12 protein-coding genes are annotated in these 15,441 nt (G+C 66.3%); 6 read left to right on the forward strand and 6 right to left on the reverse strand.

Annotated elements, in window-relative coordinates:
- The first annotated feature begins 118 nt into the window (after window positions 1-118).
- Window positions 119-1,348 carry a TetR/AcrR family transcriptional regulator gene (locus Q0579_RS08285; protein ID WP_298811100.1) on the forward strand — a complete coding sequence of 410 codons (1,230 nt, stop codon included), beginning with the start codon at window positions 119-121 and terminating at the stop codon, window positions 1,346-1,348.
- A 25-nt stretch (window positions 1,349-1,373) separates the two neighbouring features.
- On the opposite strand, the gene Q0579_RS08290 is transcribed toward Q0579_RS08285, so the two are convergent.
- The 6 genes from Q0579_RS08290 to Q0579_RS08315 all read right to left on the reverse strand — a co-directional run bounded on the left by Q0579_RS08290 (window position 1,374) and on the right by Q0579_RS08315 (window position 10,088).
- Window positions 1,374-2,213 (reverse strand): helix-turn-helix domain-containing protein, encoded by an 840-nt coding sequence (locus Q0579_RS08290; protein WP_298811102.1) that lies wholly within the window; start codon window positions 2,211-2,213, stop codon window positions 1,374-1,376.
- Between the two features lie 83 nt (window positions 2,214-2,296).
- Window positions 2,297-3,595 carry an MFS transporter gene (locus Q0579_RS08295; RefSeq protein WP_298811105.1) on the reverse strand — a complete coding sequence of 433 codons (1,299 nt, stop codon included), beginning with the start codon at window positions 3,593-3,595 and terminating at the stop codon, window positions 2,297-2,299.
- A gap of 196 nt (window positions 3,596-3,791) precedes the next feature.
- On the reverse strand, window positions 3,792-6,632 hold the full coding sequence (locus Q0579_RS08300; protein WP_298811108.1) for a TonB-dependent receptor: 2,841 nt from the start codon (window positions 6,630-6,632) through the stop codon (window positions 3,792-3,794).
- A 135-nt stretch (window positions 6,633-6,767) separates the two neighbouring features.
- Window positions 6,768-7,832: an acyl-CoA dehydrogenase family protein gene (locus Q0579_RS08305; protein WP_298811110.1), complete on the reverse strand. Its 1,065-nt coding sequence runs from the start codon at window positions 7,830-7,832 to the stop codon at window positions 6,768-6,770.
- A gap of 158 nt (window positions 7,833-7,990) precedes the next feature.
- A complete protein-coding gene (locus Q0579_RS08310; RefSeq protein WP_298811427.1) occupies window positions 7,991-9,211 on the reverse strand; it encodes an acyl-CoA dehydrogenase family protein in 1,221 nt (406 codons plus the stop codon).
- An 88-nt stretch (window positions 9,212-9,299) separates the two neighbouring features.
- Window positions 9,300-10,088, reverse strand: a complete 789-nt coding sequence (locus Q0579_RS08315) for an SDR family oxidoreductase (RefSeq protein WP_298811112.1) — start codon at window positions 10,086-10,088, stop codon at window positions 9,300-9,302.
- Window positions 10,089-10,159: 71 nt separating this feature from the next.
- Between Q0579_RS08315 and Q0579_RS08320 the strand changes: the two genes are divergently transcribed.
- The 5 genes from Q0579_RS08320 to Q0579_RS08340 all read left to right on the forward strand — a co-directional run bounded on the left by Q0579_RS08320 (window position 10,160) and on the right by Q0579_RS08340 (window position 15,326).
- Window positions 10,160-11,701 (forward strand): class I adenylate-forming enzyme family protein, encoded by a 1,542-nt coding sequence (locus tag Q0579_RS08320; RefSeq protein ID WP_298811144.1) that lies wholly within the window; start codon window positions 10,160-10,162, stop codon window positions 11,699-11,701.
- Complete coding sequence (locus Q0579_RS08325; RefSeq protein WP_298811146.1) at window positions 11,698-12,483, forward strand: thioesterase family protein; 786 nt, start codon at window positions 11,698-11,700, stop codon at window positions 12,481-12,483. The genes Q0579_RS08320 and Q0579_RS08325 overlap by 4 nt, the downstream gene beginning before the upstream one ends.
- Window positions 12,484-12,611: 128 nt before the next feature.
- Window positions 12,612-13,199 (forward strand): hypothetical protein, encoded by a 588-nt coding sequence (locus Q0579_RS08330; protein WP_298811148.1) that lies wholly within the window; start codon window positions 12,612-12,614, stop codon window positions 13,197-13,199.
- A 76-nt stretch (window positions 13,200-13,275) separates the two neighbouring features.
- Complete coding sequence (locus tag Q0579_RS08335) at window positions 13,276-13,995, forward strand: response regulator (protein WP_298811150.1); 720 nt, start codon at window positions 13,276-13,278, stop codon at window positions 13,993-13,995.
- Between the two features lie 41 nt (window positions 13,996-14,036).
- Window positions 14,037-15,326: an ATP-binding protein gene (locus tag Q0579_RS08340; RefSeq protein WP_298811429.1), complete on the forward strand. Its 1,290-nt coding sequence runs from the start codon at window positions 14,037-14,039 to the stop codon at window positions 15,324-15,326.
- Window positions 15,327-15,441: the final 115 nt, after the last annotated feature.

The raw sequence follows: 15,441 nt of genomic DNA on the forward strand, positions 1-15,441 counted from the left end.
AGCCATACCGGTTATTCGGTAAAGCGCCTGATTGCGCCGCTTGCCTCTGCGACGAGTTGACGCCAGACGCTCGCACAAAGGGACTGTTTCTTCGAAAAGCTTTTGCTACACTCCGGCGATGGGGGACACCCGAGTAGACGAAACCACCAGCACGCGGCGTTTTCGCGAGAAGCGCGACGCGATCCTGGCCGCCGCCGCCGAGGCGATCAACGAGCAGAGCGCGAAGGGCATGACCTTCGCCGATGTCGCGCGCCGTGTCGGGCTCAATACGACCAGCGTGACTTATTATTTCAAGCGGAAGGAGGATCTCGCCGCCGCTGCGTTCGAGTACACGCTCGACTACCTCCTGCGCATGCTCGACGAGGCGATGGAGGCGGACACGCCGGCCGAGCGGGTCGAGGCGTACCTGCGGCTCAACATGGCGCGGCTCGCCCGCATCGAGCGTGACGAGGAGAAGCCGTTCGCTGTCCTGTCCGACCTGCGCGCGACCGAGGATCCGGTCCGCACCAAACTGATGGCCGGATGGCGCGAGGTGTTTCGCCGCACGCGACTGCTCTGGGGCCCAGCCGCCGGACGCGCGCAGACCGACCTGGCGGGTGCCCGCGCGCACGTGCTGTTGGAGAACACCTTCTGGATGCCGGTATGGCTGCCGCGCTACGACGTCGACCAGTGGCCGCGCGCGTGCGACCGGTTGATCGACATCTTCCGTCACGGCGTGGCCGGACCGAACGCGCAATGGGCACCCACACCGATCGCGCTCGGTCACGACGATCCGGTACCGGGGCGCGAAGCCTTTCTGCTCGCTGCGACCCGGCTGATCAACGAGCTCGGCTATCGCGGCGCCAGCGTACAGCGGATCGCGTCCGAGCTGAACGTCACCAAGGGCAGCTTCTACCATCACCTCGATGCGAAGGACGATCTGGTCGCCGCCTGCTATCGCCGCAGCTTCGATACGATCGCCGCGGCTCAACGCCAGGCGGACGAGCGCGGCGGGACACAGTGGCAGCGTCTCTGCGACACCGTCGCGGCGCTGCTCGACGTGCAATTCTCCGAGCATGGCCCGCTGCTGCGTACCACGGCGCTCAGCGGGCTGCCGACCGATACGCGCGCCGCGATGGTGGAACGATCGAACCGCATCGCACGCCGGTTCGCCGGCACGATCTCGGACGGCATCCCCGAGGGCACGATCCGCCCGGTCGACAGCCTGATTGCGGCGCAGGCGATGATGGCGTTCCTCAACGCCGCGTTCGACATGCGCAAATGGGCCTGGTCGATGCCACGCGAGCGCGCGACCGCGCTCTACGCCTCGACGCTGATGTTCGGCATGTTCGACAACCGCGCCTTGTAGCTACCAGGCGCACTCGTCCGGCTGCTCAAACAGGTCGTCCGAGCACCTTCTCGCGCACGCGCAGCGCGATCTGGTTGAGCGGGCCACGGCGACGATTGAAGTCGCGCACTGAGCAGCCGAGAAACAGGTGACTGTCGCGCAGGAAGTGCGAGCGGTCGTAGTAACCCGCCTCCTCCAGCACCGCCGCGCCCTGATCAGGCGCGGCAAGCATCGCGCTTAATGCACGAACGAAGCGGGTCCGACGCAGCAGCAGCTTGGGGGTGAACCCGAAACTGTAGCGCGTCATCGTCGCCAGCGAGCGCGGACTGGTGCCGAGCATGTCGGCGATGACGTCGATCCGGGTTTCACATCCCTGTTCGAGAATGGCGAACAACTGCGCGATCCGCGGGTCGGCTGCGGGACGGCGGTGCAGCCGCGCTTCGAGCCAGCGGCCGAACGCCTGATCCGGCGCTTCGTCCGTCTCCAGCGCTTCGCGCAACTGCTCCGCGCCCGAGTCGATCTGCGACAGCGGAACCACCCGGTTGGCGTGCTTGGACACATCACCACCGAATAATTGCGCCCAACCCAGCGGCTTCAACCCGACACCGACCATCGTACCGCCTTGCGTCGACAGGTAGCCGGCACAGTTGGTAGGGCCGATGAGCGCGATCTGCGGCATTGGATCGAAGGTGCGCGGCCCCATGCGCAGCGACCAGGGTGGGCTCTCATGCAGTGCGACGCGGATCGACGCCCAGCTTGGCAGGAACACGTCCTGCAAGATAAGCCCCGGCGGCAGGGCCGCGTGATAGGAGTGAAATCCTGTAACATACGGCGCCAACGTGGCGCTCGGCTGCCAATATTGTACCGGCGAAACTGCTTCGCTCATCGCTCCCGCCCCCCAGCAGTGATGAACAGGTCTGTTATCATGACCTTTGTGGAAAGGAAATAATCAATATCGGACCATTATCGTCACTTTTTGTTATCGACGTGGCGGTTCATCAGCACACCGGCGCGCCAGTAAGCAAAGATCGCCACCGGCGTCAGCAAAGCGACGCACAACATCGCCCAACGCAGCGACTGCGCGCCATAGACGGGGCGAAGATGATCGCTCAACTGTCCGACCAGAAACGGCCCCAGCCCGAGCCCGATCAGGTTGATGACCAGCAGGGTAAGCGCCGCCCACACGCTTCGTAGCTTCAAGGGCGCGAGATGTTGAATGAGCGCGAACGATGGGCCAAGATACGCGCCCGCGAACAGCGCGGCGACGAAATAGCTCGCGAGTGCAACGCGCGGTTCGTCGACGAAATAAAAGCCGACCGCGAAGGGAAACGCGACCACCTTGAACGCCGCCACGACCCAGCTTTGCGCGTGAAGTCCGAAGCGGCGGGCGGCACGGTCGGCGGCAGCGCCGCCCAAGAGCGCCGACGTCGAACCGATGATCGCCGCGGGCAGCGCGACATATTTGGACACGTCGAGCATCGACATGCCGAGCGAGCGCTGCATGTAGCTCGGCCCCCAGCCCGTCAGCGCATAGCCGACCAGCGACGTGATCGTGACTGCAGCGACCAGATGGAGGGCAGCCGGGTCGCGCCACATCGCCGCGATCCCCTCACCCAGCGACGGCATTGCGTCGGGTGCGTCCATCGCGCGCTGCGCATCCGACAGCCCACGGCGCGGCTCCGCGACGAACAGCCAGACGATCACCGCGAGGACAACGCCCGGCAGCCCGACCACCATCATGGCGACCCGCCAATTATAGGCATGCGCGACGAAGCCGCCGATCATCATCCCCAAACCACCGCCGAGCAGCACACCGAGCGAGTAGATCGCCATCGCCGAGGCGCGCTTCTCCGGCGGATACAGATCGGCGATGATCGAGTGGCTCGGCGGTCCCGCACCGGCCTCGCCGACGCCCACCCCGATCCGCGCGAGCATCAATTGCGTGAAGTTCTGCGCGACGCCCGACAAGGCGGTCATCGCGCTCCAGATCGCCAGGCTGACCGCGATGATCCGCTTGCGGCTGGTCCGGTCGGCGAGGCGCGCGATCGGGATACCGAGGGTCGCGTAGAAGATCGCGAAGACGAGCCCAGACAACAATCCCAGCTGCGTATCGGACAGCTTCAGATCGGCCTTGATCGCTTCCAGCAGAATGGCGAGGATCTGCCGGTCCATGAAGCTGAAGAAATAGGTCAGCGTCAGCAGCGCGAGCGTCCAACCCCGACGCTTGAGCGCCAGCGTGTCGGCGATTTCGGGACGGTCCAGTTTCACCGCGCTGCTCTCCTGATTCTTTCGCGGCAGGCTAGCGAGTGACCATGAACTAAGCCAGTTGCTTCAATCGCCGGACATGATCCGACACGATAATCCAGATCAATCCCAAGAGTCTGGTCCCGTAGGTGTTCTCGCAAAGCAAAACGGCGCCGCGCAACGGATGCGCGACGCCGCCTAGGGTCTTCGTGTCAGTCGGTCAGAAGCGACTGCGCAGTGTCACGCCGTAGGTCCGCGGTTCGGCGAGGAATTGCGAGAACAACTGCCGGCCGCCCGGATAGATCGGATCCTGGAAGTTGGCGGTGCCGGCGCCCTGCTGGAACGGCGAGTTGAAGGCGACCTGCGCGTAATCCTTGTTGAGCAGGTTCTGCGCCCACAATTCGAGCGACAGGCGGTTGTTGGGCGTGCGCACCCCGACGCGTGCATTGACCAGCGCGAACCCGTCCTGTTCCTTTTGCGGGAAGAGGTCGGAGCCGGTGTTATAGTCACCGCTGAGGCGCGTATCGCCATAGAACAGCATCGACCAGCCGCTGCTGCCGATGTCGGGGGTCCACGCGGCCGAGGCCGTCACGACCACCTGCGGCGCATTCGACAGATTGTCGCCAGGCAGCTTGCGCAGCGCCGGATTGAGCGGCGCGCCATTGTTGTTGCCGACCAGATTGTCGCGGTACTTGGTATCGGCATAGGTGAAGCCGGCGGTGAAGCGGAAGTCACGTGCCGGCACCAGCGTCGCTTCCAGTTCGACACCCTGCGACACGACGCCATAGCCGACGTTGTCGCGCGCGCAGGCACCGCTCGCGGCGGCATTGGCATTGTAATTGGGCACAGCCGGGAAGGTGCTCTGGTCACGGTCGGCACCGTTCAGGCTGTTCGAGCAACCGTTCACGTTCTGCACGATGAACACGGTGCCATCGAACGTGTTCAGCTGGAAGCTACTGAACTCCTGACGGAAGCCGGCGATCGACAGCGAGAACGGTCCGGTCGCGTACTTCGCACCGATCTCGTACGCGTTCACCTTCTCGGGATCGAACTGGAGGTTGCCGACCAGCGCCTGCGCTCCGCCGAGCGAGGCGAAGCTGGTGGTGATCTGCCCGTTGGCAAACTGCAGCGGAGCCTTCAGTGCCGAGCGGTCGAAGTTGAACCCGCCCGCCTTATAGCCGCGCGAGTAGCTGCCGTAGACGAGCAGGTCGTCGATCGGCTTCCACGACAGGATCGCGGTGCCGGTCAATTGATCCTCGGAGCGGCGGTCGCGAATGCTGACGCCGTTCAGTTCCGCGGTCGAATTGCCCTGACATCCCAGACCGATCAGCGCCTGCGCCAGCGCGCGCCGGGTGGCGAGCGCGGGGTTCGCCGCGATCTGCGCCGCGGTGATGTTCGCCTCGTCGGTCAGGTTCTGCTGTAACGAGACGCAGCCCGTATTGTCGTTGCCGAACGTGGCCGAGAACCGCTTGCGTTCGGTCGTGTAGCGAAGACCGAGGGTCAGATCGATGTTCGAGGTGACGTGGATGATGTTGTGCGTGAACGCCGCGAAGCTGTTCATGTTCTGGTTGTAACGATCAATCGTTGAACCGCGATCGTTGATCCCGTCGAGGGTGACGAACCCGTTCGCGACATCCGCACCGCCCACGGCGGCGAGCGTCAATGGGCCGACACCGGGAGCGACACAACCGGTGCTGTTGGGCGCATAGAGCGTGGCGAGACCACCGCCCGAGATGATGCGGCAGGTTGCGAAACGCCCATATTGCGAGCCGAAGCGCAGGTTGCTTTTACCGCGGAACTTCTCGTTGATGTAGAAGCCGCCGATCAGCCAGTCGAGCTTGTCGCCGAACAGGCTGCCGTTCAGGCGGACTTCCTGCGTGAACGTCCTGAACCCGCGGCGATTGTTGCCGTCATTGGCGTTGTAGAGGATGTCGACGGTGCCGTAATCGGTGTCGCTGCCCTGCGCGTTATAATAGTCGCGATAGGCGGTGATCGACGTGAGGTTCGTGTCGCCGAACTTCCAGTCAAGCTGACCCGAGACACCCCAATCCTGCGTCTGGCCGTCGTAGGTACGCCCACGCGACACCGACACGTTGCGGCTGTATCCCTGGTTCAGCGCGCCCAAGTTTTGGCCCAGGTCGCGCAGCACGTTGACGATGTTGTTGCCGTTGGGAAGCCCCGTGGTCAGCGGCGTCGCGGGCTCGTTCAGGTTGCCGATATACGGATTGACGGAGCGATCGACGTAGGTCGCCGCGCAGCACGCTTCGTTCCGCTTGGTATAGTCGCCGATCAGCCGCAGCGAGACGTCACTCGTCGGCTCGAACAGCAGCTGGCCGCGCAAAAAGTAGCGGTCGCGATCGTTGATGCGGGTGTCGTTGGTGCGGTCACGGTAGAAACCGTCACGCTTGACATAGACACCATCCAGCCGCGCGGCGAGCGTGTCGCCCGCGATCGGGCCGGTGACGCCGCCGGCCAGGCGAACGAAGTTGTAATTGCCGTAGGTCGCCTCTCCGTTCGCGCCGAAGGTGAAGGCAGGCTTGAGGCTGACGATGCTGATCAGGCCGGCCGAGGAGTTGCGACCGCCGAGCGTTCCCTGCGGTCCGCGCAGCACCTCGATCCGGTCAATCTCGCCGAGCTCGTTGAGGCCAATACCGGCGCGTGAGCGGTACACGCCGTCGACGAAGACGACGACCGAACTTTCGAGCCCGGGGTTGTCGCCAACCGTGCCGATACCGCGGATGCGGGGCGAGCCGTTGGCCTCCGACCCTGTCGAGGAGACGAGCAGCGACGGGGCGAGCTGGTTGAGCTGGCGGATGTCGTTCGCACCCGACAGCGCGAGACTGTCCGCGTTCACCGCGGAGATCGCGACCGGCACGTCGGCCAGAACCTGAGCGCGACCTTGGGCGGTGACGACGATGTCCGCCGGCGTGGTGTCGACGTTGTCGGTGTTCTGCACGGGCGCCGTCTCGGCAGCGCCCGCGGGGGTGGTCTGCGCGCCGGCCTGACCCGCGACGACGAAGGCGGCAGCAGCGCACGCCGACAAAAGCATCTGCTTCGTCATTAATCCCTCTCCTGTCGATCGGCGCTGTTGCGCGCCGTACCGTATCTTCGAGTAAACCGGATCGGGACTATCAGATCAAGACAGCGTGGCTGCTATATCTTCTTTTATTGCGTACCGAGTGCTTGATGGACGGTATCAATAACCGTTCAAACGCGCGAAACGATCGCGATGATGCGCGGCGTTGCCCCACATGACGTCCAACACCGCGGCACGCTTGAGGTAGAGCCCGGCGTCATATTCGTCGGTCATGCCGACGCCGCCGAACAATTGCACCATTTCGCGGCTGACGAGGCGCAGCGTTTCGCCCGCGGTCGCCTTGGCGAGGCTGACTGCCTGATCAACGTCGGAGCGGCCAGCGTCGATCGCTTCCAGCGCGCCCTCGACGGTCGACCGCATCAACTCGAGCTCGGTCAGCATCTTCGCCATGCGATGCTGGAGCGCCTGGAACGTCGACAACACCTGCCCGAACTGGACACGCTGCTTGAGATAGTCGAGCGTCTGGTGGAACGCCGAATCGGCCATCCCCAGCATCTCGGCTGCAGTGATCGCGGCGGCGCGGTCGGCGATTTGCACGGTCAGCTCGGGTCCACCGAGCTTCTCGGCTGGCGCAGCGTCGAAGCGCACCTCGGCGTGACTACGGCTGTCGGCCATCTTACGCGACGAGACGGTAATGCCGTCCCCCTTGGGCACCAGGTACAATCCATCCTGCGCCGCAACCACGAACACGTCGGCGCCATCACCTTCGGCGACGAATGCCTTGGTACCGGTCAGCTTGCCCTGCTCGAGGCTTGTCTTGACATCGAGACTGTGCGTCGGACCCTCGTCGATCGCGAGCGTGGCGATTGCTTCGCCGCTGGCAAGCTTGGGCAACCACTCCTGCTTCGCACTGTCCGAGATGCCCATCACGATCGCGCTCGCCGCGACGGCGGTCGACGACAACGGCGACACCGCCAGATTGCGCCCGAGCTGCTCGACCACGAGCCCTAGCGACAGATAACCGAATGCCGATCCGCCGAACTCCTCGGGGATCACCACGCCGGCCCAACCCATCTGCCCGATCGCACCCCATGCTTCGGAGTCGAAGCCGGTGGCCGGCGCGGCGTCGCGCAGCTTGCGGAAAGCGGTAACCGGGCTCTCGTTGTCGGCCCACTCGCGCGCCATGTCGCGCAACATCACCTGTTCGTCGTTCAAGGCGGCCATGTGTCGTCCTCTAGGCTTTCAACGCAGCGTTGCGATGTCTCGGGGGAAATGTGGTGGAAGAGCCAAGCCGGGGAGGAAGGAGCGTTCTGTCGCGCCCGCTTCCTCGACCCGGCCCTCTCCGGACGCGGCGATTCGATGCCGCCGCGCCTACCTCGTGATCATTGGTGGTCGAGCATGCCCAAGATGCGCTTCGCCACGATGTTGTTCTGGATCTCGGACGAGCCGCCGTAGATCGACACGGCCTTGCCCCACAGCCACGACCGCGTCTGTGACAGCTCCTCCTCGCTGAAACCCTCGCCTTCCCAGCCGAGCCCCTGCATGCCCATGATCTCGATGTTGAGCTCGGCGCGATCCTGCGTGATGCGCGCGCCGACGTTCTTCATGATCGAGGTCGCGGCGGACGGTCCGGCATTGCCCTTCGCTTCCAGCGCGGCACGGCGCAGAGTCAGCGCAAAGGCGCGCTGATCCATCTCGTGCTTGACGATGCGGGTGCGCAGATCGGGGTCGGCGAGACGGCCCTCGCCATCGGTGCCGCGATACTTCTTGGCGATGTCGGGCACGGTCTTGCCCGCATTCATCCGACTGGCCGACCCACTGCCGCCCGACAGCGAGTTGCGCTCATGCTGGAGCAGGCGCGTGCCGATCGTCCAACCCTGCCCCTCGCGCCCGACCAAATTCTCCTTCGGCACGCGCACGTTGGTGAAGAAGGTCTCGCAGAACGGCGATTGCCCGCTGATCAAGCGGATCGGCTTCGTCTCGACGCCTTCCGCGTCCATGTCGATCAGCAGGAAGCTGATGCCGGCATGCTTCTGCGTCTTGTCGGTACGCACCAGCGCGAAGCACTTGTCCGCCCACTGCCCACCCGACGTCCAGGTCTTCTGCCCGTTGACGAGGTAATGATCGCCCTTGTCCTCGGCAAAGGTCTGCAAGCTGGCGAGGTCCGATCCCGCACCCGGCTCGGAATAACCCTGACACCAGCGCACCTCGCCGCGGACGATGCCGGGGATATGCTGCTGCTTCTGCTCCTCGCTGCCGTATTCGAGCAGGGTGGGGCCAAACATCATCACGCCCATGCCGCCGATCGGATTGTAGGCGCCTGCGCGCGCGAGTTCTTCCTGCACGATCCGCGCCTGCGCACGGTCGAGTCCGCCACCGCCATATTCCTTCGGCCAGGTCGGAACGCCCCAGCCCTTGTCGCCCATTGCTTCGCGCCACCGGCGCTGATCGGGCGTTTCCTCGGTCGGCCCCTCGACAGCCGACATCGCATTGTCGCTGCCGCGCAACGACGCGGGAAAGTTCGCCTCGATCCAGCCACGCACTTCCTGGCGGAAGTCGTCGGCCGCGTCGGCGGGGCGGGTCTGTTCGGCGGCGGTCGCCATCGCGTCAGTCTCCACGTTCTGAATAAACGGTATGGCGGCGTTCATGCCATAGTCGTGCCGCGCTGCAAAGGGAGAAGCGACTGGTTGATCAGTTCTCCCGGCCGGGCCGCCGGCTAAGTCCGACATCGAGATGGGCACCCGCGTCGACCAGCATCACCTCGCCCGTGATCGCGCGCATGGCAGGGTCGAGCAGCAGCTCGATCGGCGCCGCGACCTCGTCGGGGCCGGTGGCGAGCGCCATCGGTGTCGCGGCGGCGATCTTCGCGTTCAGTTTGGCAAAGCCTTCCTCGCCCAGCCGCTTCTCGAACCAGCCGGTGCCGACATAGCCGGGCGCGACCGCGTTGACGCGAATGGCGGGCGCGAGGACACGCGCCAAGCTCTTGGTCATGGTGACGAGCGCACCCTTTGACGCGGCATAGGCGACCGATGAGCCAATGCCGAACACGCCAGCGACGCTCGCCACGTTGACGACCGCGCCGAAGGGGCTCGCGCGCAACGAGGGCGCAGCGGCGCGGATCATCTGAAACGCGGCAATGACGTTCAACTGGTAGATGTCGACGAAGTCGGCGGCGTCGAGCGCGTCGAGGTCCTCGTGCGCGGCGAACTTCGTCCGTCCGGCATTGTTGACGAGGAAATCCACGCGTCCGAACGCCTGAGTGGCGGTCTCTACCAGGCGACGGCAAGCGGCATCGTCGACGATGTCGGCCTGCACTGCGACGGCGCCCTGCCCGACTTGCGTGGCGAGCGCCTCGGCATCGTCGCGGCTCGACGCGTAGTTGATCACGCACGACACGCCGCGCGCTGCCAGTCGGCGGACGGTCCCGGCACCGATCCCCGTGCCGCCACCCGTCACGATCGCCACTGCACCTTGCATCATACCACCCTCCGACCTGTTTTTCGAAGATCGCGTATGGCATTCGAACGCGGCTTCGCCTAGCGATCGCGTTCATGAGCGCTGAGCCCGATATCGCCGCCCTGCTCGCCGAAGAGTTCGGCACGCTGGCCGACCTGATCCGCGTCCACGCGCAGCAGCGGCCGGACAAGCTGGCGATCGCGGACGACGAAGCGCAGGTCAGCTATGCCGAGCTCGACCAATTGATGGACCGGGTCGCCGCCGCCTTGCAGCAGGGCGGCACGCGCGCGGGACAGGCGGTCGCCTCGGTGTCGTACCCCAGCGTCGCACAGGCGGTCGTGTTCCTCGGTGCCTTGCGCGCCGGCTCGGTCGCCGCGCCGATCCAACCCTCGGCGACGCCGCAGCAGATCGCCGGGATGATCACTGACAGCGGCGCTGCGGTCGTGTTCCTGGACGCGGCGAACGCCGATGCACTGATCGGTCAGAGCTTTCCCGCCGACGTCGTCATGCTGGAGGATCTGGACGCCTGGCTCGCGCCCGAAGGTGCGATGCCCGAGCCGGTCGCGGTCGAGCCGGGCGACGGGTTCAACATCATCTATTCCTCCGGCACGACCGGCGTGCCGAAAGGCATCGTGCAGAGCCACGCGATGCGGTGGCAGCATCTATCGCGCAACACCGCCGCCGGGTTCGACACCGCGGTGACGCTGCTCGCCACCCCGCTCTACTCGAACACCACATTGGTCAGCTTCCTGCCGACGCTCGCCTGGGGCGGTAGCGTCGTGTTGATGGAGAAGTTCGACGCACACTGCTATCTCGAGCTCGCGGCGCAGCACGGCGCGACACACACGATGCTGGTTCCGGTCCAGTATCAGCGCATCATGGCACTGCCCGAGTTCGACGACTTCGACCTGTCGTCGTTCCGCTTCAAGACCTGCACCTCCGCGCCGTTCAAGCCCGAGCTGAAGCGTGATGTGGTGACGCGCTGGCCGGGGCTGCTGGTCGAATATTACGGCATGACCGAGGGTGGCGCGAGCTGCGCGCTGAACGCCACCGAGCACCGCGACAAGCTGCACACCGTCGGACGCCCGCTGCCCGGCCATGAGGTGCGCCTGATCGACGATGACGGACGCGAGGTGCCGGCAGGTGAGATGGGCGAGATCGTCGGTCGCTCGGGCGCGATGATGAACGGCTATCACGGCCGCGAGCAGGCGACCGCCGACGCCACCTGGATATCGCCGGAGGGAGAGCGCTTCATCCGCCACGGCGACGTCGGCCGCTTCGACGCCGACGGCTTCCTGATCCTGACCGACCGCAAGAAGGACATGATCATCTCGGGCGGGTTCAACATCTTTCCGTCCGACATCGAGGCGGTGCTGGCTCAGCATCCGGCGGTCGCCGACTGCACCGTGGTGGGGGTCGCATCGGACGCGTGGGGCGAGACGCCGGTCGGTTTCTACGTGCCGCGCGAGGGCGCGACCGGCGGTGCGGGGGACGTGCTGACCGAGGTCAATGCGCGGCTCGGCAAGACGCAGCGATTGTCGGCGCTCTACCAGGCCGACGAACTGCCGCGCAGCGCAATCGGCAAGGTGTTGAAGCGCGAGCTGCGCGACCGGCTCGCCGCGGGGGAGTTCGCATGACGACGTTGAAAGAGGTGCTCGACGAGCTCGAGCCGACCGGCGACCAGATGGCGTGGCGCGGAGCGATCCCCGACGATTGGCTGCAAGGGCGCACCGCCTATGGCGGATTGTCCGCCGCGATCGCGCTGCACTGCGCGATGCAGTTGGAAGACGACCTGCCACCGCTCAGATCGGCGCAGGTCAGCTTCATCGGGCCGCTGTCGGGTCCGATCATGGTCACCGCGCACAAGCTGCGTCGTGGCAAGAACGCGGCCTTCATCCAGGCCGATGTCGAGAGCGAGGCCGGGCTCGGCCTGCGCTGCACGTTCGTGTTCATGCGCGCGATCGAGAGTGAGGTCGATTATCAGACAACCGACCTGCCCGACTTCCCGCGCCCCGGCCCGAATGACACGACGTTCAAGGGCAATCCGCACGTCGCCTTCACACGCAATTTCGAGTTCCTCGATCGTCGCGAAGGGCCGGCGCTCAAACCCGCCGAGTGGCTGCGCTGGACTCGGTTGAACGAGCGCGACGGGCTCGACCCGATGGTCGAGCTGATCGCGATCGGCGATTGCCTGCCGCCCGCCGCGCTGCGCCTGCTGGGACGCAACGTGCCGATGAGTTCGATGACGTGGATCCTGAACGTGCTCGGCCCTGCGCCCAGCACCGAGGACGGCTGGTGGCTGCTGCGCTCCAACGCCGATTACGCGCGCGCTGGATCGTCGTCGCAGCAGATGGGCATCTGGAATGCGGCCGGCGAGATGGTGGCGGAGCAGATGCAATCGGTCGCGTTGTTCGCCTGAGCCCTGACGGAGTTCGTGGCGACAATTCGCGACAAATACGGAGATCCCGGACACAGTCGCGCGACGGACCGCGGCTAGATGAGCAGCACGGGCGCGGAATGGTCGGGTCCGTGTTCGAGGGATCATCGATGAACAGATTTGTGCTCGCCGCCCTGCTCGGCGCGACCGCGCTGACCGCGGGCGCGGGTTTGCCCGCCGTTGCGCAGACCACGCCGACGACGGCGGCCCGTGATACGCCGCCCGAGCCGCGCGGTGGCATGCGCGGCGGCTGGTTGATGCGCGCGGACGCCAATGATGACGGGATCATCACGCGTGAGGAGGTGATCGCCGAGGCCGACCGGCGCTTCGCCGCGCTCGACGGCAATCGCGATGGCAAGATCAGCCGCGACGAGCGACGCGCCGCACGTGAGGCGCGGCGCGAGACACGTCCCTCCGGTGCGGTCGGCACGGTTCCGCCGCCCCCGCCCGAACCGGACAGCGCGCCTCCGCCGTCGGCTGCCCGCGGTGATGATGGTCAGCATCGCGCGATGCGCCCGCAAACGCGCGAAGAGGCCCGCGAGCGCGCGCTGCGCATGTTCGATCGCGCCGACACCAACCACGACGGCCGCGTCGACCAACAGGAGATCGACGCGATGCGGCTGCTGATGCGCGCACGATTCGCCGGATCGTCCGATGGCGACCGACGCGGCCCACTGCCCGGTGACGAGCAGCGCTGAGCACGTGCCGGCGGGGCGACCCCCGCCGGCACGTCCGCCTTTCACAGAAAGCGCGAAGATGTCAGACGCTGACACCATGACCGACATTCCCCACCTGCTGCTGGTCGATGACGAGCGTTCGATCCGCGAACCACTCGCGCAATATCTCACCAAGCAGGGCTTTCGCGTCACCCAGGTTGGCGAGGCGGAGGCGGCGCGCGCGCGTCTCGCCGCTTACGCGATCGACCTCGTCATCCTCGACATCATGATGCCCGGCGAGGACGGGCTGTCGCTGTGCCGCCACATCCGCGAGACGAGCGAGACGCCCGTGATCCTGCTGACCGCGCGCAGCGAGGAGACCGACCGCATCGTCGGGCTCGAGATGGGCGCGGACGATTATGTCGTGAAGCCGTTCTCACCGCGCGAACTCGCCGCACGCATCAAGGTGGTGCTTCGCCGCACCGCAACCGGCGGCACGCGACAGCACGCACCCGATGCCGGCGCCTACGCCTTCGCCGGCTGGGTCCTGAAAACGGGCGAGCGCGCGCTCGTCGACCGCGAGGGCGTGTCGGTCGCGCTGTCGACCGGCGAGTACAACCTGCTGCTCGCGCTGGTGCAGCGCCCGCGCCAGGTGCTGACGCGCGACCAGTTGCTGGACCTCACACAGGGGCGCGAGGCAGCCGCCTTCGACCGCGCGATCGACAATCAGGTCAGCCGGCTGCGCAAGAAGATCGAGCCGGACCCGCGCAACCCCGAACTGATCAAAACGGTGTGGGGTGGCGGCTACGCCTTGTCGGCCGAGGTGACGCGGCTGTGACCCGCGCGCGCGTCGGCTGGCCGCAGAGCCTTGCCGGGCAGATGGCGCTGCTGGTCGCACTCGCCTTGTTCGTGGCGCAGGCGATCAACTTCACCCTGGTGCTGCGAGATCGTGCCAACTTCCGCCTCGCCCAGGCGACCCGGCCCGTCGCGACACGGATCGCCGACGCGCTCGAACGCGAGCAGGCCGGCCGCACGCTGAGCCCCGAACGCGGTCGCGTGCGACGCGTCGACACCAATCCGATCGCACCCGCGCTGCCCCGTCACCCCGAAGTATCGAGCGAGCTTCGCGATCAGTTGAAGGAGCTGGGCCTGCGTGTCGGGCAGATCGATACCGGGCTGCAACCTGCCCCGGTTCACCCCGACGAGCGCGACATGCGCCTCGGCCACGACGGACCCAGCCTGTTGATCGCGGTGGAGCAGCCGGGCCGCGGCTGGTTGACCGTGGTCGCGCCATGGCCCGGCGGTGGCGGCTACATCTTCTGGCGATTGTTCGCGCAGACGCTGATCCTCTATGCGATCATGCTCGCCGCCGTGCTGTGGATCGCGCGCCGCATCTCGCGACCCTTGCGCGCGCTGGCGCTCGCCGCCCACCATTTCGATCCCAGCGTTGCGCCATCTCCGATCACGGAAGACGGCCCGTCCGACGTGCGCGCGGTGACGGCGGCGTTCAACGATCTGAGACTGCGCGTCACCGCGATGCTCGATGAAAAGGATCGGATGCTGGGCGCGATCGGCCACGATCTGCGCACCCCGCTCGCCGCGCTGCGCGTGCGGATCGAGTCGGTCGAGGACGAGCAGGACCGCGCGCGCATGGCGGACACGATCGCGGAGATGAACCGCACGCTCGACGACATCCTCTCGCTCGCACGGCTCGGCCGGCCGAGCGAGCCGATAACCGAGGTCGATCTGGCCGCGCTGGTTGATGCAGTGGTCGAGGATTTTCGCGATCTAGGCGCCGACGTGACGTTCGGGGAAGCCGAGCGGCTGCGCATCCGGCTGCGCCCGTCGCTGATCCGCCGCGCAATCCGCAACCTGATCGAGAATGCGATCAAATATGCCGATGGTGCCGCGGTGACGCTGCGCCCGAGCGCGGAGGCGGTGGTGATCTCGATCGGCGATCGCGGCCCCGGCATCCCGTCCGACCGGCTCGCCGACGTGTTCGTGCCGTTCACCCGGCTGGAGACGTCGCGCAACCGGGAGACGGGCGGGATCGGGCTCGGCCTCGCGCTCGCACGCGCGATCGTCGAGGAAGCCGGCGGACAGATCGCGCTCAGCAATCGCGACGGTGGCGGGCTCTGCGCGGAGATCACGCTGCCGCGCGGGCGATGAGCGAGGGCTGAGGCGGCGGCACGCACCTGGAGGATACGACGCTAGCGGCTGATCGACTCGGCAGATTAATGCTCTGGCGACCAAGCGGGGCGTGCGTTCGGGTGCAGTGAGACCC

Origin of the sequence: uncultured Sphingomonas sp., assembly GCF_936927845.1 — a bacterium.
Lineage (GTDB): Bacteria > Pseudomonadota > Alphaproteobacteria > Sphingomonadales > Sphingomonadaceae > Sphingomonas.

What these genes read in the sequence shown, in the direction of transcription:
- Q0579_RS08285 (WP_298811100.1), top strand. Translation starts at nt 119, where the DNA reads ATGGGGGACACCCGAGTAGACGAAACCACCAGCACGCGGCGTTTTCGC.
- Q0579_RS08290 (WP_298811102.1), bottom strand. Translation starts at nt 2,213, where the DNA reads ATGAGCGAAGCAGTTTCGCCGGTACAATATTGGCAGCCGAGCGCCACG.
- Q0579_RS08300 (WP_298811108.1), bottom strand. Translation starts at nt 6,632, where the DNA reads ATGACGAAGCAGATGCTTTTGTCGGCGTGCGCTGCTGCCGCCTTCGTC.
- Q0579_RS08305 (WP_298811110.1), bottom strand. Translation starts at nt 7,832, where the DNA reads ATGGCCGCCTTGAACGACGAACAGGTGATGTTGCGCGACATGGCGCGC.
- Q0579_RS08310 (WP_298811427.1), bottom strand. Translation starts at nt 9,211, where the DNA reads ATGGCGACCGCCGCCGAACAGACCCGCCCCGCCGACGCGGCCGACGAC.
- Q0579_RS08315 (WP_298811112.1), bottom strand. Translation starts at nt 10,088, where the DNA reads ATGATGCAAGGTGCAGTGGCGATCGTGACGGGTGGCGGCACGGGGATC.
- Q0579_RS08320 (WP_298811144.1), top strand. Translation starts at nt 10,160, where the DNA reads ATGAGCGCTGAGCCCGATATCGCCGCCCTGCTCGCCGAAGAGTTCGGC.
- Q0579_RS08325 (WP_298811146.1), top strand. Translation starts at nt 11,698, where the DNA reads ATGACGACGTTGAAAGAGGTGCTCGACGAGCTCGAGCCGACCGGCGAC.
- Q0579_RS08330 (WP_298811148.1), top strand. Translation starts at nt 12,612, where the DNA reads ATGAACAGATTTGTGCTCGCCGCCCTGCTCGGCGCGACCGCGCTGACC.
- Q0579_RS08335 (WP_298811150.1), top strand. Translation starts at nt 13,276, where the DNA reads ATGACCGACATTCCCCACCTGCTGCTGGTCGATGACGAGCGTTCGATC.
- Q0579_RS08340 (WP_298811429.1), top strand. Translation starts at nt 14,037, where the DNA reads ATGGCGCTGCTGGTCGCACTCGCCTTGTTCGTGGCGCAGGCGATCAAC.